The following is a 23039-nucleotide window of genomic DNA, read 5'->3' as shown; positions in this document are numbered from 1 at the left end:
CTGGATATTAAAAACAGGCGAGCAAAATGCATAAAAATTGGGGGCGCGTTATTGCGCAGGGCGGGGCGACATTTCGCCAGATAAGCATCGGTGCGGTTGTCGCTGTTCTTGCCGCTGGCGCGGTATCCGCACAGGGCTTTGTTTTCAATAACGTATCCATCGAAGGTAACCAGCGTGTCGCCGATGGGACCATCCTTACGTATGCGGGTATTTCGCAAGGTGAATCGTTAAATACTGGCGCATTAAATGATGCGGCACAGAAAATCCGTGCGTCAGGTCTGTTTGAAACGGTCGAAGTCGTTCCAAGCGGGTCAACGTTGACGATACGCGTTACTGAATATCCAACCATCAACCGTATCAATATCGAAGGTAACGCACGCCTTCGCGATAGCGAGTTGCTGCAAATCGTCCAATCCGAAAGCCGCCGCGTTTATAACCCGACGCAGGCCGAAGCCGACACGGCTGCAATTACCCAAGCATACGCGCAGCAGGGTCGTATTAACGCTACCGTAACACCAAGCATTATCCCTCTTTCGGACAACCGCGTTGATCTGGTCTTTGTCGTGACCGAATCCGCTGTGACCGAAATTGAGCGGATATCTTTTCTTGGAAACCGGACCTATTCTGAGTCGCGCCTTCAACGGGTGCTGGACACGAAACAAGCGGGCCCTTTGCGCGCTTTGATCCGCCGCGACACATATTCACCTGATCGTGTTGCCGCTGACCGCGAGCTTCTTACTGATTTTTACCATTCGCGCGGATACCCAGATTTTGTTGTTCAAAATGTTGATGTCACGTTAACCCGTGAACGCGATGCCTATTTGGTGACATACAATCTGCGCGAAGGGCAAAAGTTCGAATTTGGCTCGGTTACGGTCTTAAGCGAAATCGAAGGTCTTGATCCGGCCCCTTATCAAGATGCAATCCGCGTGCGTGGTGGTGCGACCTATTCACCTGTTCCGATCGAAACTGATATTACGCGTATTGAGCGTTTGGCCGTCAATCGGGGTGTTAACTTTGTTCAAGTTGACACGCGGATCACACGGAACCCACGCGATTTGACGCTTGATCTTGCTTATGTGTTGGTGCCAGGTCCGCGTATTTTTGTCGAGCGTATCGACATTGAAGGCAACGGAACAACGCTTGACCGTGTTATTCGTAACCGCGTCGAAGTGGTCGAAGGTGATCCATTTAACCCTCGCGCCATTCGCGATAGTGCAAGCCGTATTCGTTCGCTCGGTTTTTTTCAAAACGTTGATGTAAACGCGCGCCAGGGTACTACTGAAAACCAGGTTATCGTTGATGTTGATGTGGTCGAAGGCCCGACTGGTAGCCTAAGCTTTGGTGCGAACTATAACAGTGATACTGGTGTTGGTTTGATCGCATCATACAAACAATCAAACTTTCAAGGACGCGGCCAGCGTTTGAATTTTGACCTGTCCACTGCTGAATCAAATCGCCGTTTGACCTTCGGTTTTACGGAACCACAGCTTTTGGGTCGTGATCTGCGTTTGGGTGTCGATCTATCCTATGCGACGACAAACAACGAAAACGCGCTTTATGATACAGAAAGCCTGCGGTTCAGCCCTTCACTTAGCTTTCCGGTAAGCGAAAATGGTCGGCTGACCGTACTATACGCGCTCGATTACAACGATCTGACTGATGTTGACGCAGATGCAAGCCAAATTATCCATAACGAATCTGCCGAAGGCGCTGTGACGACGAACTCGCTGGGTTATACGTACAGCTATGACACGCGTCGCACAGGGTTGAACCCAAATGCGGGTGTATTGTTACGCTTTGGGCAGGAATTCGGGTTTGGTGACACGCAATTTATCAAATCCACCGCTCTTGCTGGTGCAGAGGCAAAAGTTCTGAACGAAGAAGTCACGCTGCGCGCGACCTTAGAAGGTGGTTATCTTGAGTATCAAGACGGCAGCAGCCGCGTAACCGACCGTTTCTTTATGGGAAGCCGTGTGATGCGCGGGTTCGAAGCTGGCGGCATTGGTCCACGTGATGATGATACGGATGATGCGCTTGGTGGTAACGCCTACGCCGTTTTGCGGTTGGAAACTGAATTTCCACTTGGTTTACCGAGCGAATATGGCCTGACGGGCGGCGCGTTTGTTGACTACGGTTCCGTTTGGAATGTCGGTGAAACATATGGTGAAGACGTGATCTATGACGACTTTACCCCGCGTGCTGTTGCGGGGGTATCGGTCTTCTGGACGACGCCAATTGGCCCGCTGCGTTTTAACTTTACCGAAGATTTGGATTCGCAGGACCGCGATAATACCAAAGCGTTCGATGTGACCATTTCAACGAGCTTCTAATGAATCTGTGGCGTGCCATTCTTGCTTGGCTGTTGTTGGCAATACCTGCTGCTGCACAGGATGGCGCGCCACAAATCTTGATCATTGATAGTGATCGTATTTATTACGAAACCTTGTACGGTCGCCGTATTGCTGCGGACTTGAACGCGGCCATACAAGCGGTACAGGCGGAAAACGAACAAATTGTTGCAACGCTTACCGAAGAAGAACGCAGTCTGACTTTGCGTCGTCCAGACATGACACCAGAAGAGTTTCGCGCCGAAGCCGATGCTTTTGACGTGAAAGTCGAAGAGGTACGGCGTGTACGCGATGCAAAAAATATTGAACTGCAAACAGAAAACGCAGAACAGCGCACAGTATTCGAAGATCGCGTTCAAGGCGTGATCGCCAATCTTATGATTGAACGAGGGGCCGTGATTGTTATGGAACAGCGCAGCGTTGTCATGTCCGTACGCGAGGCTAACATCACGGATGACGTTATTGTCCGTGTTGATGCAGAATTGGGTGACGGAACACAATAAGCGCGTGCTTGCCCGCGCGGCATTCCCTTGGTACTCAGATCAGCAGCAATAACAAGGAATACCATCCGATGTCTGATCCCGTCACCGAAGCCGACATTCTTTTGATTCAAAAAATTCTACCGCATCGGTATCCATTTTTGTTGGTGGATAAGGTGCATAGCATCAATGGCACAACTTCGGCTGTCGGCATAAAAAACGTGACAATGAACGAGCCGCATTTTCAGGGCCATTTTCCGGGCAATCCAATTATGCCAGGTGTAACGATCGTTGAAGCGATGGCACAGACAACAGCCGTTATGGTTGGCGCGACTTTGGGGCTCACTGATGGCAACCTACTTGTCTATTTCATGGCAATTGATGGATGCAAATTCCGCCGCAAGGTTGTGCCGGGCGATGTGCTGGAAATGCATGTTGAAACAACACGGGGTAAACCGGGCGGTAAGGTTTGGAAGTTTAAAGGTGTTGCAACCGTTGACGGTGAAATGGCTGCCGAAGCAGAGTTTACCGCGATGATGGACATCCCAAAAGAATGAGCAATATTCACCCTTCCTCTGTGATCGCAGACGAGGCTGTGATCGGGGCAGACTGTACCATCGGTCCATTCTGCGTGGTTGGCCCTAACGTCGTGTTGGGCGAACGGGTAACGCTGAAAAGCCACGTTGTGATTGATGGCGACACACATGTTGGCGATGACACTGTCATTTTTTCGTTTGCGGTGATCGGTGAGATCCCTCAAGATTTGAAATTTGACGGCGAACAGACCCGCTTGCGTATCGGTGCGCGTAACCGCATTCGTGAACATGTGACAATGAACACTGGGACCGCACAAGGTGGTGGTGAAACGCGTGTTGGTGATGACGGGCTATTTATGGCCGGTTGTCACATTGCACATGACGCCAGAATTGGTGACCGTGTGATTGTCGTCAATTCATCGGCAGTTGCAGGGCATTGTGTGATCGAAGATGATGTGATCATCGGCGGGCTTTGTGGTGTGCATCAATGGGTGCGGATCGGTAAGGGCGCCATTATCGGCGCCGTTACTATGGTTACAAACGATGTTGTCCCACACGGGTTGGTCCAAGGCCCGCGTGGGGTGTTGGATGGGTTGAACCTTGTGGGATTAAAGCGCAAAGGCGTTGCGCGTTCCGACATTACGGCGCTACGGGCTGCATTTCAGATGCTGAAAGATGGCGAAGGCACCTTTCAGGAGCGCGCGAAACGTCTGGCGGCAGAAAGCGACAGCGACTATGTGCAGCAGATGGTTGCGTTCATTTTGGGTGATTCCGACCGCAATTTTTTGACGCCCGGCTGATGCTTGCGTTGATTGCAGGGACGGGGGATTTACCGCCCGCGTTGGTCGCACGGTTGCCCAATCGACCGCTTGTTTGTGCCATGCGAGGTTTTGAACCAAGCCTGACGCCTGATATTACATTCCGAATGGAGCATCTGGGCAGTTTCCTTGCCGATCTTAAGACGCGTGGCGTAACCCAAATTTGTATGGCTGGCGCAGTACGACGCCCGCAGATTGACCCCTCACAGATTGATGCCGCGACAATGCCGCTTGTGCCAAAGGTTCAAGCAGCCTTAACCCAAGGTGATGACGGGGCACTGCGCATCATCATCACAATCCTCGAAGAACACGGATTTAAGGTCATGGCAGCCCATGATGTTGCACGTGACCTTCTACCACGTTCCGGTGTGTTGACAAAAACTGGACCTGCGTCTGATCATACCGTCGACGCGTTTACAGGTGAGGCATGCGTTGCACAAATGGGACTCGCGGACACTGGTCAAGCCTGCGTCATTCGTTCCGCTGAAGTTATGTTACGCGAAGATGCGAACGGTACTGACGCGATGCTGGCCCGCGCGACCCGGAAAGGCGGTATTTTATTTAAGGCCCCAAAACCTAATCAGGACTGGCGTGCTGATTTACCGCTTATCGGGCCAGCGACAGCAAAAGCCGCGGATGGTTTAGATGGTATTGTGATCGAATTTGGGGGCGTTATGGTTCTTGATCTGCCTGCTGTCCGCCGTATCCTTGACGCACAGGGTATGTTTTTATGGGTGCGTCCCAGAGGTGGGGCATGAAGGTCTTTGTCATTGCTGGCGAACCTTCGGGTGACAAACTGGGCGGCGCGATGATGGCTGGCCTAAAGACATTGCGCCCTGATGTGACATTTGACGGTGTTGGGGGGGCTTTGATGCAGGCCGAGGGGCTGGTTTCGCGGTTTCCGATGGATGAGCTGAGCGTCATGGGCCTAGCTGAGATACTGCCAAAGTACCGTGCATTAAAAGCGCGTATTCGCGAAATGGCAGATGCTATTATTGCAACGCAACCTGATGTGTTAATCACAATTGATAGCCCTGATTTTTGTCTTCGGGTTGCCAAATTGGTGAAAGCAAAAAGCGATATTAGGACAGTGCACTATGTCGCTCCCACCGTATGGGCTTGGCGTGCTGGACGGGCTGCGAAAATGGCCCGTCACATCGATCATGTACTGGCGCTGTTCCCGTTTGAGCCAAAATATATGCAGGCCGCGGGCATGGATTGCGACTTTGTCGGTCATCCCGTTGTGGCTGAACCCATCGCGACGCAAGCTGTGGCCGACGCGTTGGGGCAGGGCACGGTGGTACTTGTTTTGCCCGGCAGTCGTAAAGGTGAGGTCGGACGGCTCGCTGAGCGCTTTGGTATAGCTGTTCAGCAGATTGCCGGGCAGGTACCTGACGCCATGTTTGTGATCCCGACAACAAGCGGTGTTTACGATCTTGTTCAGGAAAAAACTGCCGACTGGGAGGTGCCGGTTACCGTCTTACCGCCTGATAGCCCCGATAAAGCAGGTTGGTTCAAGCGGGCTGACGTTGCGCTTGCGGCTTCGGGTACTGTATCGCTCGAATTAGCAGCGAACGGTACACCAATGGTCATTGCCTACGATATGTCATGGCTTAGCCGGATCATTATCAGCCGTATGTTGTTGGTTGATACGGTCACGCTAGTTAACCTTGTTTCTGACACCCGCGTCATTCCAGAGTTTATCGGAAAAAACTGCGTCCCATCAAAGATCGCCGATGCTGTTATGTCTGTATTGGATGACCCAAGTCGGCAAAACCAAGCGATGACCGTCACGATGGAGCGGTTAGGGCGCGGTGGCGAAGCCCCCGGTTTGCGCGCGGCACGCGCCGTTTTGAAACGAATAGAACCGTAACGTTGTTACGGCGACTAAATCCCATAAGAGGTGTTTAGGTCTGATTAGTTCTCGCGCCAATTTCTGTGCGCCGTGGTTCGCCAGAAATTTGATCATGAGACCAAGGGAGCACAACCCAAGTATGCAAAAAGCCCCGCCTGATTAGGCGGGGCTATGTTCTAGAGTTATGTTTAGCGCTTAGAAGCTGTAACCGATCGTCAGGCCAACACCGACTGCTGAGTTGTCTTTGAACTCGACGCCAGATGCATCTGTTGCATCACCAAGCATTGCGTATTCAATACCACCAGTGAATTCGACGCCGTTCATTGTGTAGCTACCGCCCAAACCGATGCTTGTTGATCCATCAGTTGGTGAAAGACGTGATGCGTCACCGCCGCTCGCATCTTCGTATGTCACGCGACCGAATACGGACAAGTCATCATTGATGCGACGGCCAAGCCCGATGCGGTATGTGAATACATCGTCGTCAATACCTGTCACACGGTCGTTTGCTGCGCCTTGGTAATATGCGGGGCGCACTTCCCAAACTGACCACTCGGACCAACGAACCGAACCAAAGAGAAGCGTATCTTCAGCGATACCAGATTGGAAATCTAGCGTAACTGCTTGCGGCATTTCGATGTCAGTTGTGCTTTCGAGCACAGTGCTACCGTTTACGGCCTCTGTTGTTTCAAAGTCATGCGTCATTCCGCTTTCGTAGGTCAAAGCTACACGCAAAGCGATTTCAGGGCGTTCGTATGCAGCGCCAAGAATATATCCGACCTGTGTATTCTTTTCAGTCTCAGCTGAATACTCGGCTCCGCCAAAAAGCGCCGGTGGAATGGTAATTGTAGCCTCTGACTGAACCGCACGAATACCACCATAGACAGATACGGCGTCTGATGTTTGATATTTACCAACGACAGAAAGCTGCGTGCTGTTCCATTCCGCGGCTAAGCCCGTGTAAGGCCCACCGGTATAATTAGCATCGGCACCGTAGGGTTGGCTTAACATTACAGCGACATCGACATTATCGTTCACAGCGTATTTCAGTGCAACACCCGCGCTGAAATAGCTTTCCGCCATGTTTTCAGTGGAACCGCCACCGAAGCCTGCTGGGTAGTCGCCAGACACATCTGGCGTCGCAGAGCTAAACGATAGTTGCACATAGTTGCCATCCTCAAAAAGGATAGAATACGGGTTCCCCGACCGATCAATCCCTCCTGCGTTTGCGATGCTTGTTGTAAGCAGCAAAGCTGCCCCTGCTGTAAATACGTTTTTCATGTCCTCATCCCTGTCATGAATCTCCTCGTGGATCGACACTAAGGAGTGGGTTGCCTTTGCGTCAATTAATGACGCTGCGTCACCCGAGCCACGCCAACGTGGCGTCATAAAACGTCAATAAACTGAACAGTTTAGTTAATTTTATGCCTCGGTTTGTTCTGAGCAGACCCATAACTGATGTTCAAATAGTTTGCACCGAAGATTAGTGCTGCACCGACAAAAATTATGAGTTGGATGGGTTCATGATAGACAAGCATGCCGACCACAGCGATCGTCGGGAGCCGAATGAAGTCGATTGGCATGACGATGCTTGCTGGGGCAAGACTGAGCGCGCGCGTAAGACAAAAATGCGCGAATAGACCCGCGAAGCCAATCATAATGATAAGAGGGAGGGTTTGCATGGATGGCAACTGAATATCTCCGTCGTATCCGGCGCAAATCAGCCCAAATGCCGCTTGCAGTGTAGTAAGGTAAAACATGATAACGGTGATCGGCTCTGTCATGGTCAGTTTGCGTGTGAAAATTGCAGTGAGCGCAAAGAATATCGCACATATTGCAGCTGAAATCAGGCCCGGGCTCATTGTTGCTGCATCGGGCCGCGTGACAATAAGTACGCCGATAAACCCTAAAAACGCACTTAATAGCCCAATTGGAGTAAGGCGTTCACGCAGTACCAGCGGCGAAAGTAGGATCACCCAAATAGGCGTTGTGAACTCTAGCGCAAAGACTTGGGCAAGCGGAATTGTCGCGATTGCATAGAACCACAAGTTTTGCCCGGTGAAATGGAAGATATTTCTGATAAAATGCAGACCAAATCGTTGACGATTAATCTGTTTTGCAGTGCCGAATCCAAAGGCTAGTATCAGTACAACCACGATACCTGTAATGCTGCGAAACAGCATAATTTCAAAGGTATCTAGCTCAAAGCTAACCGCACGTCCGGCGATTGCCATGCTGGTAAACGATGCAATTGCGCCAAGCATCCAGAGCCCGGCCTTCAGGATATTATTCATCAGAGCAGTTGCACCTGACGCTAGGGAAATTGCAAGCCGCTACAATGTCTCTTTGTGGAAATCTCGGCTCAGGTTGGCGCTGGCAGGACCCCAGCGCCGCGCCGCGCCATTCTTTTGATGTGCGGCAAACGCGTTTTCACATGTGAACAGTTCGCTGACGTGGAACAGTTCGTGGGTTTCGGCGTCTTGCGTCACGTCGAAATGAAGGCAGCCCGGTTCCTTGCGTGTCAGCACGATATGTTCTTCCAGAAGCGGAACCAACTCTTCGAGTCGGTCCGCAGGAATCACTATCGTGCCAGTGAGGCGCACATTGCCGGGCTTACCCATTATTCCCATTCGATCGTTCCCGGAGGTTTTGATGTGATGTCATAGGTTACACGGTTGATACCTTGGACTTCGTTGATAATCCGCGTTGCGGTTTCACCTAGGAATTCGTGGGTAAATGGATAGTAATCCGCTGTCATGCCGTCCACGGATGTCACTGCACGCAATGCGCAGGCGAAATCATACGTACGCCCATCGCCCATAACGCCAACGGTACGTACCGGAAGGATCGCAACAAAGGCCTGCCAGATATCATCGTACAACCCGTGTTTGCGGATCTGGTCGATATAGACGGCGTCAGCTTTGCGCAGGATTTCCAGCTTTTCGCGTGTGATCTCACCGGGGCAGCGGATCGCAAGGCCCGGCCCAGGGAATGGGTGACGCCCGATAAAGCTGGGTGGAAGTCCCAGTTCTGCACCAAGTGCGCGAACTTCGTCCTTGAATAATTCGCGCAGCGGTTCGACGAGCTTAAGACCCATCTTTTCTGGAAGGCCACCGACATTGTGGTGCGATTTGATTGTGACCGACGGACCGCCAGAAAACGACACAGATTCAATCACATCGGGGTAGAGGGTACCTTGTGCAAGGAACTCAGCGCCTTCGATGTCGTTCGCGTATTTCTGGAACACGTCGATGAACAGTTTGCCGATGATTTTGCGCTTTGTTTCAGGGTCGTCTTGACCTTCAAGTTCGCCCAAGAATAATTCTTGTTCGTCAGCGTGGATCAGCTTCATGTTGTAGTTGTCGCGGAACATTGTCACGACTTCTTCGGCTTCGCCTTGGCGCAGCAACCCGTGGTCCACGAATACGCATGTCAGTTGATCGCCGATGGCTTCGTGAAGCAAAACAGCAGCAACAGATGAATCGACGCCGCCGGATAGGCCGCAAATAACTTGTTTATCACCAACCTGTTCTTTGATCGCAGCGATTGCCTGTTCGCGGTACAAACCCATTGTCCAATCACCAGAAAAACCAGCGATACGTACAAAGTTTTCATATAGCTTTGCGCCGTTGGGCGTGTGGTGGACTTCGGGGTGGAATTGCACAGCATAGAAGTTACGCGAAACATCGGCTGTGACGGCAAATGGTGCGTTTGGCGATGTGCCGTAAACATCAAAACCCGGTGCAATTTCAGAGACATGGTCGCCGTGGCTCATCCAGACCTGTTCTTTGTCGGTTAGGAACCAACCATCAAGAAGCGCCAGCTTTTCTTTGGGTGTCACATAGGCGCGGCCGAATTCGGCAGTGCCGTGACCCGATTCAACTTTGCCACCCAACTGGGTCATCATGGTTTGCTGACCATAACAAATGCCAAGGATCGGGACGCCAAGATCAAAGACAGACTGCGGCGCGCGCGGCGATCCTTCGCGGGTCACACTATCAGGACCACCGGACAGGATCACGGCCTTGGGTGCGAATTCCGTAAGGAATGCATCTGTGACCAACTGATAGGGGTGAATTTCACAGTAGACGTTTAACTCGCGCAGGCGACGCGCAATCAGCTGCGTGACCTGGCTGCCAAAATCAATAATGAGAAGGCGTTCGTGGGTGCTGTTTTCCATGGCGCTTCGGTAAAGCCAGTCACGGATTTGTGCAAGAGGCGTGCGGGCATTCTAACGTGGATGAGGAGGCTTTGTTCGTTTTTTATGCTTTGCGACGCATGATGTCGTTTTCGCGCCTGAAACGGCGCAAAAATGGCAGGTCTCACGGGGCGCGTTCTGTAATTGATGTGCAGGATAGCGTTAAAGGAATGTTTCATGTCAGATGCACCAGTCAGATCAGGACGCCGCGCACGCGGTGGTGGTGGCGCGGCCCGCCGGGCAGAGCGCACAGCCGTTAGCATCGAAACCGCTAAGTACATCGAGCGGAATATTCCTAATTACGAGGTGCTGAACGAAGAAGCGCTTCAGGTCATCGAGGCCAACGCTGAAACGGTACTTGCCGAGATCGGCGTGAACTTTGTTGATAACCCTGCAGCACTGGAACGTTGGAAAGCTGCCGGAGCAGACGTTGTCGGCGAACGTGTTCGTATTCCACGAGGTTTGGCACGAAAGCTATGTGAAACGGCCCCATCAACATTTACCCAGCACGCACGTAATCCCGAACGCAATGTTGTCGTTGGTGGAGATAACCTTGTGCTTGCGCCTGTCTATGGTCCGCCGTTTGTGCGCGATGCAGAAGGTGGTCGCCGCTATGCGACAATCGCGGATTTCGAAAAATTCGTGAAACTTGGTTATATGTCGAAATGGCTGCACCATTCAGGTGGGACAGTATGCGAGCCAACCGATATCGCTGTGAATAAACGCCACCTCGATATGCTTTTGGCGCATATGGTATATAGTGACAAACCATTCATGGGCGCGGTGACAGAACCTGTTCGCGCACAAGATTCGGTTGAGATGTGCGAAATCTTGTTCGGCAAAGAGTTCGTTCAAGAAAACACCGTCATGACATCCCTGATTAACATCAACTCTCCGTTGACGTTTGACAGCACAATGATGGGCGCACTTGAGATCTACGCCGCAAATAACCAAGCCTGCATCATTAGCCCGTTCATTGTTGGTGGGGCCATGGCGCCTGTTTCGGTCGCGGGGACATTGACGCAAACATTGGCCGAGGTGCTTGCTGGCGTCGCCTATTCACAGTTGGTGCGCCCGGGCGCGCCTGTGATTTTTGGGACGATGGTCACATCCATCGACATGAACTCTGGCGCGCCGACATTTGGCACACCAGAGGCAGAGCACATTACTTATGGGGCAGGGCAATTGGCCCGCCGTATGGGGCTGCCGTACCGTTCGGCCGGGTCATTCTGTGGTTCCAAATTACCCGATGCGCAGGCAGGTTATGAAACGGGCAGCAGCCTGAAGATGGGTTTGCTATCTGGGGTGAACTTTATGCTGCACGCTTGTGGTTGGCTCGAAGGTGGTATGGTCGCTTCATTCGAGAAATTCGTAATGGACGCGGATCAGCTGGGTACTTTGCACCACTTTGCACGCGGCGTGGATATGTCTGAAAATGGCCAAGCCATGGATGCCATCGCAGAGGTCGGCCCCGGTGGCCATTATTTGGGCTGCGCACACACGCAAGCGAACTTTAAGACTGCATTCTGGCGGACAGATTTGTTGGACTACAAACCGTTTGAAACATGGGACGAAGAGGGCGCACGCGATACACAAACGCTTGCCACTGCAAGGGTCAAAAAGATGCTTGATACGTACCAGCAGCCCGCGCTCGACCCTGAGATCGAGGCACGGTTGCGGGCCTACGTCGCTGAAAAAAAGGCAAGCATGCCTGACGCATTCGGTTAATCCGAAGGTTCAACAAGCCGCAGGCGGGTCGCACGCATCAACTGTGCCTCGCCTGCGATTGCGATCAGAACATCGACATGTCGGGCGACGCGATATTCGCCCGACTGTTGGATGCGCTGGGTGTTCATCTCCGCTTCGATGTCAAGCAAACGCATAATTGCTTCGGCATGGCGTGGAAGGCGATCTGCAGTAATTATGCGGCGCAAATGCACATCGCGACGATAGTCATCCATTCCAAACCGCGCGGCTCTTGCCAGTAAAGTTGGACGTTTGAGTGTGCGAATGCGTGTTTCCAGATCAAGCATAATCGTTCCCTTCTCGGTGTATTGCTGAGTCGGTGAAACATGCCACAGCCCCGATGGGTGTTGCGGGATGACGATTTGTTAAGAACGCATTGGTCAGACTTGTTTATCTTTTGGCAAGAATAGTTGACGGGCCAATATGGTCGTTAACACTTAGGTAACCAAGCACGCATAGGTTGATTTTTCTATGTGTCACCAGTGTTTAGGATCAAAGGTGGCACATTGAAACCTGCGAAGAGGACGCGTGACATGACATTACAGAAGGGACCGCTGCGGTCTGAACTGCTTCCGGTTTGGATACCGGATGCCGCGCGTAATTACCTAGCCCACACACAAAAAGGTCTATCGATACGTGCTGTTGCCCGCGCGAACGATTGCCATCCGTCAACAGTATTGCGGCAGGTCCGTCGTTTCGAAGGGCGTCGTGACGACCCCTTGATAGATGCGGCGCTTGATGCGTTATCCAATCAGGTTTCATCAGTTGATATTGCGAATAAACGGGGAAAAACTGCAATGATCGCTAAGTTACGATGTACACACGAGCGTCCTACCGAAGAGTTAACACAGCGCCGAATTGACCAAGAAGCAAAGCGTGTTTTACGTAGATTATGCGAGCCGGGCGCGATCCTTGCGGTGGCGCGGGACATGGAATCAGCCGTTGTTGTGCGTGAAGCCGGTAACGAAGATCAATTGCGAACAGCGGGCGTTGATCGCGAAATTGCGCAAGCCATGGCGTTGAAAGATTGGATTAGCTGCCCTGATCCCGAAAGTCGTGTCGCGCGATATTTTATCACCAATACAGGTCGTGCTGCGCTGCGCCGCCTGACCGCCGAAGATGAAAACCGTGCGCATGGTTTAGGTCACAACCGTGGTGACCCCGAGGCTGAAGCGGCGTGGGATTTAGATGTAATCGACGGCGGTTCGCGTCGGATTCGCAGGTATCATGGGACCGAAAGCCCCCTTGTTGGTCTTGCGCGGCGCAAAGACCGCGACGGAAGCCCCTTTTTGGATCGTGCGTTGGTCGCGGTCGGTGAACGCCTGCGTGAGGATTTCGAACTGGCCCAATTGGATGGCGCACATATCACAAGTTTAGACGATATTATGAATGACACGTGCCCGACTGATAATGCGCGGCAACGGGTGAAAGCCGCGTTATCTGACTTGGGTCCCGGACTGGGGGATATCGTATTGCGCTGTTGTTGCTTTCTTGAGGGGCTGGAACAGACAGAAAAATCTATGGGTTGGTCTGCGCGTTCTGGCAAAATCGTCCTGCGGATTGCGCTAGAGCGGTTGCAAAGGCATTATGAAATGACCAATGGAAAGTTCGCGCCGATGATCGGTTAGGGCGCGGTCCATGCGTTTTGCGCAGTGCTGGCATGTGCTGGGCCATCAGCGTTGGACAATTCCTCGTACCGACGCTAGGTAATCACCAAGAGCCATCGGAGACCGACATGCCAACACGCGATCTGAAAATTCCGGCGCAGCGTCACCCGGAAAAGCAGCGCCGCCCAGATGCGGCGCAGCCCAAAAAGCCAGACTGGATTCGTGTTAAGGCTCCCACGTCCGAGGGGTACAAACAAACCCGCGATATCATGCGTGAACATAAGCTGGTTACAGTGTGCGAAGAGGCGGGCTGCCCAAACGTGGGTGAATGCTGGTCGCAAGGTCACGCCACCATGATGATTATGGGCGAGGTTTGTACGCGTGCCTGCACATTCTGCAACATTGCTACGGGTAAACCGCCCGAAGCATTGGATGTCTTTGAACCGGGCCGCGTAGCCGACGCAGTCAAAAAGCTGGGCTTAAACCACGTCGTCATTACATCCGTCGACCGTGACGATGTTGAAGACGGCGGGGCCGAACATTTTGCCCAAACGATCCGGGCCGTTCGCCGACAGTCACCAAAAACGACAATTGAAATTCTGACGCCCGATTTTATTCGTTGTGAACCCGAAGTGCTTGAGATTGTGGTCAAAGCGCGTCCGGATGTGTTTAACCACAATTTGGAAACCGTGCCGGGCCTTTATCCAGAAGTACGCCCAGGTGCGCGTTACTTTCATTCGCTGCGGCTGTTGCAGCGCGTGAAAGAGCTCGACCCGACGATGTTCACAAAGTCCGGGATCATGGTTGGACTGGGCGAAGATCGCCAATCAGTCATTCAAGTGATGGAAGACATGCGTGCCGCCGACATCGATTTTGTCACAATCGGTCAGTATTTGCAGCCAACACCAAAGCATCACAAAGTGGATCGCTTTGTAACGCCTGAAGAATTTGCAGCCTATGAAAAGGCCGCATTCGGCAAGGGTTTCTTGATGGTTTCGGCTACACCGCTGACACGGTCATCCTATCACGCGGGCGATGATTTTGCGCGTCTACGCGACGCACGGATGAAAAAGCTGGGCATGGCTTAGTCCATAGGCTTGGGGCGTACCCGCTGTATCTCGTTAGGCGTTAACCATTCGGGCCAGCCGATAAAACGTTCGATCCCGTAAAGGATCGCACAGAACACGATAATCCCGACCACCATTTTAAACATGGCTTCAGATGGTGGTCGTGCGGCCAACCTTTTGGCGCGTAAAAGAAAGCGGATATTCATGGTTCGTCGATGAACCGCACCTTGCCAATAAAGGGCAAGTTGCGGTTACGTTGTGCAAAGTCGATACCATAACCGACAACAAATTCGTCCGGAATTTCAAAGCCAATCAGGTCAGCCTTAAAATCAACCTCGCGACGTGCGGGTTTGTCGAGCAGTGCAATCGTACGCAAGCGGGCAGGGTGACGGGTTTGCAGGTATTCGGTCACGTGCTTCAATGTGTGACCGGTATCAACGATGTCCTCAACGACCAGCACGTCGCGCCCTTCGATCTGGCCGCGTAGATCCTTAAGAATGCGCACTTCGCGGCTGCTTTCCATTCCGTCACCATAGGAAGAGGCCTCTAGGAAATCGACTTCGACGGGCAGATCAATTTCACGCACTAAATCTGCAATGAACACAAACGACCCGCGCAGTAGGCCCACTACAACCAATTTGTCAGTATCCGCGAATTCGCGTCCAATTTCGCGCGCAAGATCTTCGATCCGTGCTGCAATGGCCTTGGCGCTGATAAGTTCATCAATTTTGTAAGGGCGGTGCGGCATAGGGGACTCTGTAATAGACAAGGGTTGATTTTCCGGGCTCAGTTTACGACATCAGGGCGTGAAGTCACCCGTGAAAGACCCCATATGCCATCCCATTCGGAAACTAAGACGCTCCCTTATACGGCAAAGCAAATGTACGACCTTGTTGGTGATATAGGGAATTACCCCAAGTTCCTACCTTGGACGGCAGCAGCGCGCGTGCGCAGCGTCGATGATCAAGGTGAAAAGCAAGTGATGCTGGCGGATTTGGTTATTTCGTTCAAAGTATTCCGCGAGACTTTTGGTAGCCGGGTGACGCTTTGGTCTGAAGCAATGAAAATCGATACTGAATATTTGGACGGCCCCTTTCGTCATTTAGAAAGTCAGTGGAATTTCAAAGATATCGATGGCGGTTGCCAAGTTTCATTTGATGTGGATTTTGAGTTTAAGAATCGTCTACTGCAGGGCGCTGCTGGCGTGTTCTTTAACGAGGCAATGCAGCGTGTCGTACGCGCATTTGAACGCCGCGCTGCTGAGCTTTACGGCGCATAGGTAAGAGGCGCTGCGCTTTTTCGCGCAGCACCCCTGATTTTCTTAAGAGTCGAAGTGATAGGCGCGCTCACCATGAACGGTGATATCAAGGCCTTGAACTTCGGTGTCTTGGTCAACGCGCAGCGGTGTAATTGCTTTGCACACGTAGATCAGAATGATCGTGACGACTGTGGTAAAGACGCCAACGATCGCAAGCGAACCCAATTGTGCAGCCCATGTTCCCGCACCAAACAGCGCGATCATAAGTGTACCAAAGATCCCGCCGACACCGTGAACGGCGAATACATCCAGTGTATCGTCAATCTTGAACGTGTTGCGGATCAGGTTGACCATCTCTTGGCAAAGCACACCAGCAACAGCACCGATGATCAGCGCTTCGATAGGGCCGACGAAACCGGACGCTGGGGTGATGGATGCAAGACCAGCAATCGTACCAGTCACGATACCAACCAAGGATGCGCGACCGAACTTAATCCGCTCCCAAAGCGCCCAAGTCAGTGATGCCGTCGCAGCAGAGATATGTGTGACTGTCAGGGCCATAGCTGCGCCACCGTCTGCAGCAAGCTGTGAACCGCCGTTAAAGCCAAACCAGCCAACCCAAAGCATCGCCGCACCGATCATTACCATTCCGGGGTTATGCGGGGGCTTTGTACCTTCGCGACGTGCACCAAGGAAGATCGCAAGGATCAGGGCAGCAAGACCTGCCGTTTCGTGTACAACGAGACCACCGGCAAAGTCGCGCACGCCAGTTTCACCAAAGATGCCGCCATCAGACAAGAAGCCGCCGCCCCAGATCCAGTGGGTGACAGGTGCATAGCAAAGCAGCATCCAAAGCGCAGAGAAAAGCAGCACAAAGCCAAAGCCGATACGTTCAACATATGCACCAACGATCAGAGCGGGCGTAATGATGGCAAAGGTCATTTGGAAGGCAAAGAACAGCACTTCGGGAATTGAACCGCTAAGCGTGTCGGCATCGATCCCAGACAGGAACACTTTGTCCAGACCACCCCAGAAGGCGTTGCCTGAGCCGCCAAATGCGATGGAATAGCCCAGCGCGAGCCAAAGAATGCTCATTAAACATGCGATTGCATAGCAATGCATAAAGACGCTGAGAACATTGCGTGCGCGCACCAGCCCCCCGTAAAACAATGCCAGTCCTGGCAATGTCATAAATAGTACAAGCGCCGTGGCTACGATGACCCACGCTGTATCCGCTCCGTTCATAATGTCCCCTCCGTTTGGGTTTTCCCATTGAGGCGGCGTTAATGCGGATTCGGAACGCTAAGAAAAGTAGCAAATAAGCAAACTATATGCCTAAGTTTACATCGGTTCGCGCACTGCGGGAATTGTGTGCATAAAATAGGCGATTTGATTAAAATATATACTTAATGTGAATTAATTGTAGCCAGCAGTAACGCCAGTGCGTGATTGCGTGCAGCTAGCCTGACATTGTCGCGCCCCAGAGCGCCAAATTCCATGGTTTCAGTTTTGCAATTATCAGATGTTGCGATCCCAAAACAAACGCGCCCTTCGGGTTTGTGTTCTGATCCACCGGGGCCCGCGATGCCCGTGATCGACACCGCAATCTGTGCATCGGAATGCGCAATCGCACCGCGCGCCATTTCGTCTGCGACCTGTTCGGATACAGCGCCATAGACGGCAAGCGTCTTATCACTTACCTCCAACATCTGCATTTTCGCGGCGTTGGTGTAGGTCACGAACCCGCGGTCAAATATCGCAGAGCTTCCGGCTGTATCCGTGATTGCAGCCGCAACCATGCCGCCCGTGCAGCTTTCTGCGGTGGCGATCATCACGCCCTTGGCGCGGGCGGCGTCGATCAGCGTTTTCACATCAGTAACCCGTGTGACAGACCTGCAAGCACGATAACGACGATTGCGGCGAAAAGACCCGCGATCACGTCGTCCAGCATCACGCCAGTCGCGTCATTGCGGCGATCTGCCCAGCCAATCGGGCCCCACTTGGTGATGTCGAAAAGGCGAAACAGTAAGAATGCCGCGACCCAGCCGGGCCATAGTGCGGTGATGTCGGCTGACATCATATGTGCGCCGTAGGCGACAGGCAGCAATGCGATCCATTGACCGCAGACTTCATCGATAACAATTTCCGATGGATCGTGGTTTTCTTTTCCGCGGGTTTCTTCTTTGGTGGCCCAGGTGCCGACGAAATAGGAAATCACAGCGCCAGCCAACAGGCCCCATGGGCCGAGTAGCGTATAGATCAGCCAAGCAGCGGGCAGGGCGGCCAATGACCCCCACGTTCCGGGTGCAGGGCGCATGTGTCCGACATAAAAGAAGGTCGCGATTAAATGAGTCATGGTTTCACCAATGTTGCTGTTGCGAGTGCCGCGATACCTTCACCGCGCCCCGTAAATCCAAGGCGCTCTGACGTGGTTGCTTTGACGCTGATCCGGTCAGCAGCAAGCCCCATGATTTGCGCCATGGCTAATTTCATTGCGGGTTGATGTGGGCCGATTTTAGGGAATTCGCAAACAAGTGTGCAGTCGATGTTGCTGATGCGAAAGCCCTGTTCAATGGCAAGTCCAACGGCATGTTCAAGAAAGATATGACTCGCGGCACCTTTCCATTGCGGATCAGTTGGCGGAAAGTGCTGGCCAATGTCGCCCATCCCCAAGGCACCATAGATGGCGTCGGTCACTGCATGCATGCCAACGTCGGCGTCTGAATGCCCCTGAAGGCTACGATCAAAGGGAACTTTTACACCGCAAAGCCAAACGTGGTCGCCGGGACCAAAGCGGTGTACGTCGTAACCATTCCCACATCTGATACCCATCTCGCGCCTCATGAGTTTTTCCGCGCGCGCAAAGTCGCTCGGGGTCGTGATTTTGATGTTGTCTTCATCGCCTGCCACGATGGCCACGTCTAGTCCTGCGGCACGTGCGACTGAAACATCATCGGTTGCGGTAATGTCGCTTGTTTCATGTGCGGAAAGCAGCGGCCCGAGCGCAAAGCCTTGCGGAGTTTGTGCGCGGAAAAGGCCATTTCTGTCTTGTGTTCCAGTAACTTGCGTATCGGTACCATGCCATAATGTATCTGTCACTGCGACGGCGGGGGCTGCGCCCGGGTGGGTTTCTAGGGCATCGATTACACGGTCGATGATCCGTGATGTGACCATTGGGCGCGCTGCGTCATGAATAAGAACATGGGTCGCTTCCGTCACTGCCCGAAGCCCTGCAAGAACAGATTCTTGCCGGGTTGAACCGCCTTTCACAATCGTGGCTGGCGGCGTGTCGTCCCAAAGTGGGGTGTCGCGATCATCGGGATGCAGCACCAATACTATCTGTCCAACATTTGGATGGTCCGCGAATGGTTGCATTGCATGTGCGGCAATTGTTTTGCCGTGAAGTGATTGCCACTGTTTTGGCAGATCGCCACCTGCACGAGTTCCGCGCCCCGCTGCTACGATGATTGCGGCTGTTTTCATATTGCTGCATCCTTTGATCGGCACTGGTTTAGGCTTCTAGGGGCGAGGGTGCAATTCGACAATTTGCGTGGCTATTTGCACAATAATTAGGCGCTTGCTATTATATTTCGTGATTTTGGCAGGGGTTTCGTTGTGAAAACAGGCATTTCGACTTAGGTCATGCACGACGCACACCCTTTAAGCGAATGACTGTTCCTTTGGCAAATAACGAATCGATCACGCTCAATGATGTGGCTTTGCAGCCTCCCGTCGCGCTCGCGCCGTTGGCGGGAATCACGGATTTGCCGTTCCGGCAGTTGGTCGCGTCTTTTGGCGCGGGCTGGGTTGTTAGCGAAATGGTCGCCAGTCAGGAAATGGTGCAGGCCAAGCCGGGCGTGCGCGAACGCGCTGAACTTGGTTATGATCAAGAAGGTACGGCAGTACAGATCGCTGGGCGCGATGCCTATTGGATGGCCGAGGCCGCCCGTATGATCGAAGCCAATGGCGCGGCCATGATTGATATCAACATGGGTTGCCCTGCAAAAAAGGTGACAAACGGTTATTCAGGCTCTGCATTATTACGAACACCTGATCATGCCTTGTCGTTGATCGAGGCCGTCGTGAATGCCGTAAACGTACCCGTCACTTTAAAAACAAGGCTTGGTTGGGATGATGACAGTCTGAATGCCGCGGATGTGGCCAGACGTGCCGAAGGTGCTGGGGTCAAACTGGTCACGATCCACGGGCGTACGCGATGCCAGTTTTATAAGGGTGCAGCCGATTGGTCTGCTATAAGCGCGATCAAAGATGCGGTCACAATCCCAGTTATCGCGAACGGCGACATCATTGATGCAGTCACCGCACGTCAGGCGTTGGACCTGTCAGGTGCGGATGGTGTCATGATCGGGCGCGGTGCGCAGGGGCGACCTTGGGTCTTGGCGCAAGTGGCAACCGCACTTCATGGCGGGCCGGATGTGGAAGTCCCTCAAGGGGACGCTTTGATCAATCTGGTCAGCACGCATTACGAGGCAATGCTGTCGTTTTATGGAACAGAATTGGGGCGCAAAGTCTCTCGTAAGCATTTGGGGTGGTACATGGATGATACCCAAATCGACCCTGCTCTGCGCAAAGCTATTTTGACCCACGCGGACCCGCGCGATGTCTTACATGATCTTCCCGAAGCTCTTAGCCAAAAGGTACCCGCATGATACTTGATACTGCTCTTTGGTCCTCTTTGCCTGTGCCTGCATTGATGCTCGATGGAGATGATTTGATCATCTCGAGCAATCCAGCCGCGGAAAGTTTTTTAAATATGTCGAGCAAATCGCTGACAGGTCAGCGAATTTGGGAAAAGGTCATGATTGACGCACCACTAGAGGAACCGTTTGATCGTGCCCGCGAGAACCGGTCATCGCTGTTTGTAAACGACGTGAATGTCGGTAGCGGTGAACGTGCGCCGATGATGTGCAATCTTCAATTCTCACCATTGCAGGGCAGCGAAGAGGTCATGATCGTGATGATCAGTCCACGCGAAATCGCGAGCCGCGTGAACCAACACCATTCCTCTGAAAAAGCTGCGAAATCTGCGATTGGTATGGCGGAAATGCTTGCCCATGAAATCAAGAACCCGCTTGCGGGGATTACTGGTGCAGCTCAACTTCTTTCGATGGGACTCAGCACTGAAGATCAGGAAATGACAGATCTAATTGTCGAAGAAAGCCGCCGTATCGTGAAACTGCTTGAGCAGGTTGAGCAATTCGGCAATTTGCGCCCACCATTATTAAAACCGATCAATATTCACGATATCTTAGACCGTGCACGACAATCGGCGTCGGTTGGGTTTGGTGCGCATATGCTTTTCATCGAAGACTATGATCCATCATTGCCGCAGACTTTGGCTGATGGGGATCAGCTGCTGCAGGTCTTCTTGAATCTTTTGAAAAATGCATCTGAAGCGAGCAAAGAAGGTGGGACAATTCGATTGCACACCTTTTATGATACCTCACTGCGCGTGCGTCGTTCTGATGGTACGCAAGCGCGTCTGCCGCTTCAGATCGAAATCATCGACAATGGTCCCGGCTTACCGCCCGAGATTGCAAACGACATATTTGAACCATTTGTGTCTGGTAAGGAAAACGGCACCGGTCTTGGGTTGGCGCTTGTGTCCAAATTAATCAGCGATGGGGGCGGCTGGATTACAGTTGATAGCGTCCCTGGTCGCACTGTGTTCCGCATATCTTTACCACTGGCACCAAAAGAGACCGAAGTAGGAGAAAACTAATGGACGGTACCGTTCTTGTTGCAGATGATGACCGGACAATCCGGACCGTACTGACCCAAGCACTGACGCGGGCAGGGTGCAAAGTACACGCAACATCGTCACTTGTGACCTTGATGCGCTGGGTTGACGAAGGCAAAGGCGATCTTGTTATTTCGGATGTGGTGATGCCTGATGGAAATGGGCTGGATCAGCTTCCTAAAATCGCAGCGGCACGGCCGGGTTTGCCGGTCATTGTCATATCGGCGCAAAACACGATTATGACCGCAATTCAGGCCGCTGAGGCCGAAGCCTATGATTATTTGCCAAAACCGTTTGATTTGCCTGATCTTATGAAGCGCGCAGCGCGTGCATTGGAAGTAAAGCGTCGCGCGCCTAACACACGAAACGTTGATACGGTTGCGTCTGAACAAGCCGGTGATTTGCCATTGGTTGGCCGCACGCCAGTCATGCAGGCGCTGTACCGGCTTGTTGCGCGCGTGATGAATACGCAATTGCCAGTTTTGATTACTGGTGAAAGCGGTACAGGGAAATCGCTGATTGCGCGCGCCGTGCATGACTTTTCGGATCGTCGCAGCTTACCGTTCGTGGTGGTTTCCGCTGCTGACTTAGAGGGTATGGATGGCCCTTCTGCGGTTCTAAGCCGTGCAAAGGGCGGGTCGATCCTATTTGATGAAGTCAGCGACCTTTCAGATGATGCACAAGGGCGGATCGTACGGATGCTTGATGCGCTTGGCGACAACGCGCCGCGCATCATGGCGACGTCTCAGTCTGACCTGATGGTCCGTATGGAAGATGGAAAATTTCGTGAGGATCTGTTTTATCGCCTCGGGGGCGTGACGGTTGATGTGCCTTCGTTGCGTGAACGCGTGGATGATATTCCATTGCTGGCGGAACATTTCCTTGCCCGGTCTGAACGTGACGGAGCGCCGGTGCGTCGCTTTGGCGAATCTGCGCTAGAATTGGTTCGCGCCTACAGTTGGCCGGGCAACGTACGTCAGCTTGAAAATGCGGTGCGTCGTCTGGTCTTTACAGCCGCCGAGGAAGAGATCACCCGTGCCGAGGTCGAAATGGTTTTGGGCAACCAGCCCGCGATAGAACCACTGCGATCTGGCGGCGAGGGTGAAAAGCTTTCTGCAAGCGTCGGAAAACATCTACGTCGTTATTTTGATTTGCATGGCGGGGTGCTGCCGCCGCCGGGCCTTTACAATCGCATTTTGAAAGAGGTCGAAGGGCCGTTGATCGAAATTGCGCTGGATGCGACCGGCGGAAATCAGGCCAAATGTGCTGATTTACTTGGTATCAACCGTAATACTTTGCGCAAGAAGATCACCGATCTCGATATCCGCGTGACACGGCGCCGCAAATTGATGTAAAACCGCAA

24 protein-coding genes are annotated in these 23039 nt (G+C 52.7%); 13 read left to right on the top strand and 11 right to left on the bottom strand.

The annotated features are described in order from the left end of the window. Positions 1-26 precede the first annotated feature (26 nt). From bamA to lpxB, 6 genes are all read left to right on the top strand, one after another. Positions 27-2333 (top strand): outer membrane protein assembly factor BamA, encoded by a 2307-nt coding sequence (gene bamA / locus CYQ09_RS05045; RefSeq protein WP_106744301.1) that lies wholly within the window; start codon positions 27-29, stop codon positions 2331-2333. Next, complete coding sequence (locus tag CYQ09_RS05040; RefSeq protein ID WP_106744300.1) at positions 2333-2854, top strand: OmpH family outer membrane protein; 522 nt, start codon at positions 2333-2335, stop codon at positions 2852-2854. Before bamA ends, CYQ09_RS05040 begins: the two co-directional genes overlap by 1 nt. Before the next feature lie 68 nt (positions 2855-2922). Then, complete coding sequence (gene fabZ / locus CYQ09_RS05035) at positions 2923-3387, top strand: 3-hydroxyacyl-ACP dehydratase FabZ (protein ID WP_106744595.1); 465 nt, start codon at positions 2923-2925, stop codon at positions 3385-3387. Continuing rightward, positions 3384-4166, top strand: a complete 783-nt coding sequence (lpxA, locus tag CYQ09_RS05030; RefSeq protein WP_106744299.1) for an acyl-ACP--UDP-N-acetylglucosamine O-acyltransferase — start codon at positions 3384-3386, stop codon at positions 4164-4166. Before fabZ ends, lpxA begins: the two co-directional genes overlap by 4 nt. Then, on the top strand, positions 4166-4942 hold the full coding sequence (locus CYQ09_RS05025; RefSeq protein ID WP_106744298.1) for an LpxI family protein: 777 nt from the start codon (positions 4166-4168) through the stop codon (positions 4940-4942). Before lpxA ends, CYQ09_RS05025 begins: the two co-directional genes overlap by 1 nt. Further along, complete coding sequence (lpxB, locus tag CYQ09_RS05020; RefSeq protein ID WP_106744297.1) at positions 4939-6057, top strand: lipid-A-disaccharide synthase; 1119 nt, start codon at positions 4939-4941, stop codon at positions 6055-6057. The genes CYQ09_RS05025 and lpxB overlap by 4 nt, the downstream gene beginning before the upstream one ends. A 177-nt stretch (positions 6058-6234) precedes the next feature. On the opposite strand, the gene CYQ09_RS05015 is transcribed toward lpxB, so the two are convergent. The 4 genes from CYQ09_RS05015 to guaA all read right to left on the bottom strand — a co-directional run bounded on the left by CYQ09_RS05015 (position 6235) and on the right by guaA (position 10219). Beyond that, complete coding sequence (locus CYQ09_RS05015; protein WP_162617569.1) at positions 6235-7320, bottom strand: OmpP1/FadL family transporter; 1086 nt, start codon at positions 7318-7320, stop codon at positions 6235-6237. 131 nt (positions 7321-7451) lie between these two features. After that, positions 7452-8333 (bottom strand): DMT family transporter, encoded by an 882-nt coding sequence (locus CYQ09_RS05010; protein ID WP_106744295.1) that lies wholly within the window; start codon positions 8331-8333, stop codon positions 7452-7454. Between the two features lie 39 nt (positions 8334-8372). Beyond that, positions 8373-8669, bottom strand: coding sequence for a putative quinol monooxygenase (locus tag CYQ09_RS05005; protein ID WP_106744294.1), 297 nt, complete (start codon positions 8667-8669; stop codon positions 8373-8375). Beyond that, complete coding sequence (gene guaA / locus CYQ09_RS05000; protein WP_106744293.1) at positions 8660-10219, bottom strand: glutamine-hydrolyzing GMP synthase; 1560 nt, start codon at positions 10217-10219, stop codon at positions 8660-8662. The genes CYQ09_RS05005 and guaA overlap by 10 nt, the downstream gene beginning before the upstream one ends. A gap of 195 nt (positions 10220-10414) precedes the next feature. Between guaA and CYQ09_RS04995 the strand changes: the two genes are divergently transcribed. Continuing rightward, positions 10415-11965: a trimethylamine methyltransferase family protein gene (locus CYQ09_RS04995; protein WP_106744292.1), complete on the top strand. Its 1551-nt coding sequence runs from the start codon at positions 10415-10417 to the stop codon at positions 11963-11965. On the opposite strand, the gene CYQ09_RS04990 is transcribed toward CYQ09_RS04995, so the two are convergent. Continuing rightward, positions 11962-12270: a DUF6477 family protein gene (locus CYQ09_RS04990; RefSeq protein ID WP_106744291.1), complete on the bottom strand. Its 309-nt coding sequence runs from the start codon at positions 12268-12270 to the stop codon at positions 11962-11964. The genes CYQ09_RS04995 and CYQ09_RS04990 overlap by 4 nt on opposite strands. Positions 12271-12516: 246 nt before the next feature. Here CYQ09_RS04990 and CYQ09_RS04985 point away from each other — a divergent pair, with 246 nt between their 5' ends. Continuing rightward, the gene (locus CYQ09_RS04985; protein WP_106744290.1) at positions 12517-13611 is read left to right on the top strand and encodes a DUF6456 domain-containing protein; all 1095 of its coding nucleotides are present in this window, start codon (positions 12517-12519) and stop codon (positions 13609-13611) included. Positions 13612-13718: 107 nt separating this feature from the next. After that, positions 13719-14678 (top strand): lipoyl synthase, encoded by a 960-nt coding sequence (gene lipA, locus CYQ09_RS04980; protein WP_106744594.1) that lies wholly within the window; start codon positions 13719-13721, stop codon positions 14676-14678. Here lipA and CYQ09_RS04975 read toward each other — a convergent pair. Both CYQ09_RS04975 and hpt read right to left on the bottom strand, forming a co-directional pair. After that, entirely contained in the window at positions 14675-14863 is a 189-nt protein-coding gene (locus CYQ09_RS04975; RefSeq protein WP_106744289.1) for a hypothetical protein, read from the bottom strand. The two genes, lipA and CYQ09_RS04975, sit on opposite strands and share 4 nt — an antisense overlap. Then, a complete protein-coding gene (hpt, locus tag CYQ09_RS04970; RefSeq protein ID WP_106744288.1) occupies positions 14860-15405 on the bottom strand; it encodes a hypoxanthine phosphoribosyltransferase in 546 nt (181 codons plus the stop codon). Before hpt ends, CYQ09_RS04975 begins: the two co-directional genes overlap by 4 nt. A gap of 84 nt (positions 15406-15489) precedes the next feature. On the opposite strand from hpt, the gene CYQ09_RS04965 reads away from it, so the two are divergent. Then, entirely contained in the window at positions 15490-15936 is a 447-nt protein-coding gene (locus CYQ09_RS04965) for a type II toxin-antitoxin system RatA family toxin (RefSeq protein ID WP_106744287.1), read from the top strand. A gap of 42 nt (positions 15937-15978) precedes the next feature. Here CYQ09_RS04965 and CYQ09_RS04960 read toward each other — a convergent pair whose 3' ends face one another. From CYQ09_RS04960 to CYQ09_RS04945, 4 genes are all read right to left on the bottom strand, one after another. Then, a complete protein-coding gene (locus tag CYQ09_RS04960; RefSeq protein ID WP_106744286.1) occupies positions 15979-17160 on the bottom strand; it encodes an ammonium transporter in 1182 nt (393 codons plus the stop codon). Between the two features lie 161 nt (positions 17161-17321). Beyond that, entirely contained in the window at positions 17322-17786 is a 465-nt protein-coding gene (locus CYQ09_RS04955) for a CinA family protein (RefSeq protein ID WP_275425356.1), read from the bottom strand. After that, on the bottom strand, positions 17783-18271 hold the full coding sequence (locus CYQ09_RS04950; protein WP_106744285.1) for a phosphatidylglycerophosphatase A family protein: 489 nt from the start codon (positions 18269-18271) through the stop codon (positions 17783-17785). The genes CYQ09_RS04955 and CYQ09_RS04950 overlap by 4 nt, the downstream gene beginning before the upstream one ends. Then, a complete protein-coding gene (locus CYQ09_RS04945; protein WP_106744284.1) occupies positions 18268-19398 on the bottom strand; it encodes a bifunctional 2-C-methyl-D-erythritol 4-phosphate cytidylyltransferase/2-C-methyl-D-erythritol 2,4-cyclodiphosphate synthase in 1131 nt (376 codons plus the stop codon). Before CYQ09_RS04945 ends, CYQ09_RS04950 begins: the two co-directional genes overlap by 4 nt. Positions 19399-19583: 185 nt before the next feature. Here CYQ09_RS04945 and dusB point away from each other — a divergent pair, with 185 nt between their 5' ends. Genes dusB through CYQ09_RS04930 form a run of 3 tightly spaced genes read left to right on the top strand, consistent with a single transcriptional unit; the run spans position 19584 to position 23031 of the window. Then, complete coding sequence (gene dusB / locus CYQ09_RS04940; RefSeq protein WP_106744283.1) at positions 19584-20585, top strand: tRNA dihydrouridine synthase DusB; 1002 nt, start codon at positions 19584-19586, stop codon at positions 20583-20585. After that, the gene (locus tag CYQ09_RS04935) at positions 20582-21658 is read left to right on the top strand and encodes a two-component system sensor histidine kinase NtrB (protein ID WP_106744282.1); all 1077 of its coding nucleotides are present in this window, start codon (positions 20582-20584) and stop codon (positions 21656-21658) included. The genes dusB and CYQ09_RS04935 overlap by 4 nt, the downstream gene beginning before the upstream one ends. Continuing rightward, a complete protein-coding gene (locus tag CYQ09_RS04930; RefSeq protein WP_106744281.1) occupies positions 21658-23031 on the top strand; it encodes a response regulator in 1374 nt (457 codons plus the stop codon). The genes CYQ09_RS04935 and CYQ09_RS04930 overlap by 1 nt, the downstream gene beginning before the upstream one ends. Positions 23032-23039: the final 8 nt, after the last annotated feature.

The organism is Yoonia maritima (assembly GCF_002933395.1).
In the GTDB taxonomy this organism is placed as follows: Bacteria; Pseudomonadota; Alphaproteobacteria; order Rhodobacterales; family Rhodobacteraceae; genus Yoonia; species Yoonia maritima_A.
Note: the sequence above shows the minus strand (reverse complement) of the source record. Positions and strands in the feature narration are given on the sequence as shown.

Excerpts from the sequence above, each read along its gene's own strand:
- CYQ09_RS05005 (WP_106744294.1), bottom strand. The coding sequence starts at position 8,669 with ATGGGAATAATGGGTAAGCCCGGCAATGTGCGCCTCACTGGCACGATA.
- fabZ (WP_106744595.1), top strand. The coding sequence starts at position 2,923 with ATGTCTGATCCCGTCACCGAAGCCGACATTCTTTTGATTCAAAAAATT.
- dusB (WP_106744283.1), top strand. The coding sequence starts at position 19,584 with ATGACTGTTCCTTTGGCAAATAACGAATCGATCACGCTCAATGATGTG.
- CYQ09_RS05010 (WP_106744295.1), bottom strand. The coding sequence starts at position 8,333 with ATGAATAATATCCTGAAGGCCGGGCTCTGGATGCTTGGCGCAATTGCA.
- lpxB (WP_106744297.1), top strand. The coding sequence starts at position 4,939 with ATGAAGGTCTTTGTCATTGCTGGCGAACCTTCGGGTGACAAACTGGGC.
- CYQ09_RS04995 (WP_106744292.1), top strand. The coding sequence starts at position 10,415 with ATGTCAGATGCACCAGTCAGATCAGGACGCCGCGCACGCGGTGGTGGT.
- hpt (WP_106744288.1), bottom strand. The coding sequence starts at position 15,405 with ATGCCGCACCGCCCTTACAAAATTGATGAACTTATCAGCGCCAAGGCC.
- CYQ09_RS04975 (WP_106744289.1), bottom strand. The coding sequence starts at position 14,863 with ATGAATATCCGCTTTCTTTTACGCGCCAAAAGGTTGGCCGCACGACCA.
- CYQ09_RS04950 (WP_106744285.1), bottom strand. The coding sequence starts at position 18,271 with ATGACTCATTTAATCGCGACCTTCTTTTATGTCGGACACATGCGCCCT.
- CYQ09_RS04985 (WP_106744290.1), top strand. The coding sequence starts at position 12,517 with ATGACATTACAGAAGGGACCGCTGCGGTCTGAACTGCTTCCGGTTTGG.
- CYQ09_RS04965 (WP_106744287.1), top strand. The coding sequence starts at position 15,490 with ATGCCATCCCATTCGGAAACTAAGACGCTCCCTTATACGGCAAAGCAA.
- CYQ09_RS04935 (WP_106744282.1), top strand. The coding sequence starts at position 20,582 with ATGATACTTGATACTGCTCTTTGGTCCTCTTTGCCTGTGCCTGCATTG.
- CYQ09_RS04990 (WP_106744291.1), bottom strand. The coding sequence starts at position 12,270 with ATGCTTGATCTGGAAACACGCATTCGCACACTCAAACGTCCAACTTTA.
- CYQ09_RS04960 (WP_106744286.1), bottom strand. The coding sequence starts at position 17,160 with ATGAACGGAGCGGATACAGCGTGGGTCATCGTAGCCACGGCGCTTGTA.
- CYQ09_RS05015 (WP_162617569.1), bottom strand. The coding sequence starts at position 7,320 with ATGAAAAACGTATTTACAGCAGGGGCAGCTTTGCTGCTTACAACAAGC.
- lpxA (WP_106744299.1), top strand. The coding sequence starts at position 3,384 with ATGAGCAATATTCACCCTTCCTCTGTGATCGCAGACGAGGCTGTGATC.
- guaA (WP_106744293.1), bottom strand. The coding sequence starts at position 10,219 with ATGGAAAACAGCACCCACGAACGCCTTCTCATTATTGATTTTGGCAGC.
- CYQ09_RS04945 (WP_106744284.1), bottom strand. The coding sequence starts at position 19,398 with ATGAAAACAGCCGCAATCATCGTAGCAGCGGGGCGCGGAACTCGTGCA.
- lipA (WP_106744594.1), top strand. The coding sequence starts at position 13,719 with ATGCCAACACGCGATCTGAAAATTCCGGCGCAGCGTCACCCGGAAAAG.
- CYQ09_RS04930 (WP_106744281.1), top strand. The coding sequence starts at position 21,658 with ATGGACGGTACCGTTCTTGTTGCAGATGATGACCGGACAATCCGGACC.
- CYQ09_RS05025 (WP_106744298.1), top strand. The coding sequence starts at position 4,166 with ATGCTTGCGTTGATTGCAGGGACGGGGGATTTACCGCCCGCGTTGGTC.
- bamA (WP_106744301.1), top strand. The coding sequence starts at position 27 with ATGCATAAAAATTGGGGGCGCGTTATTGCGCAGGGCGGGGCGACATTT.
- CYQ09_RS05040 (WP_106744300.1), top strand. The coding sequence starts at position 2,333 with ATGAATCTGTGGCGTGCCATTCTTGCTTGGCTGTTGTTGGCAATACCT.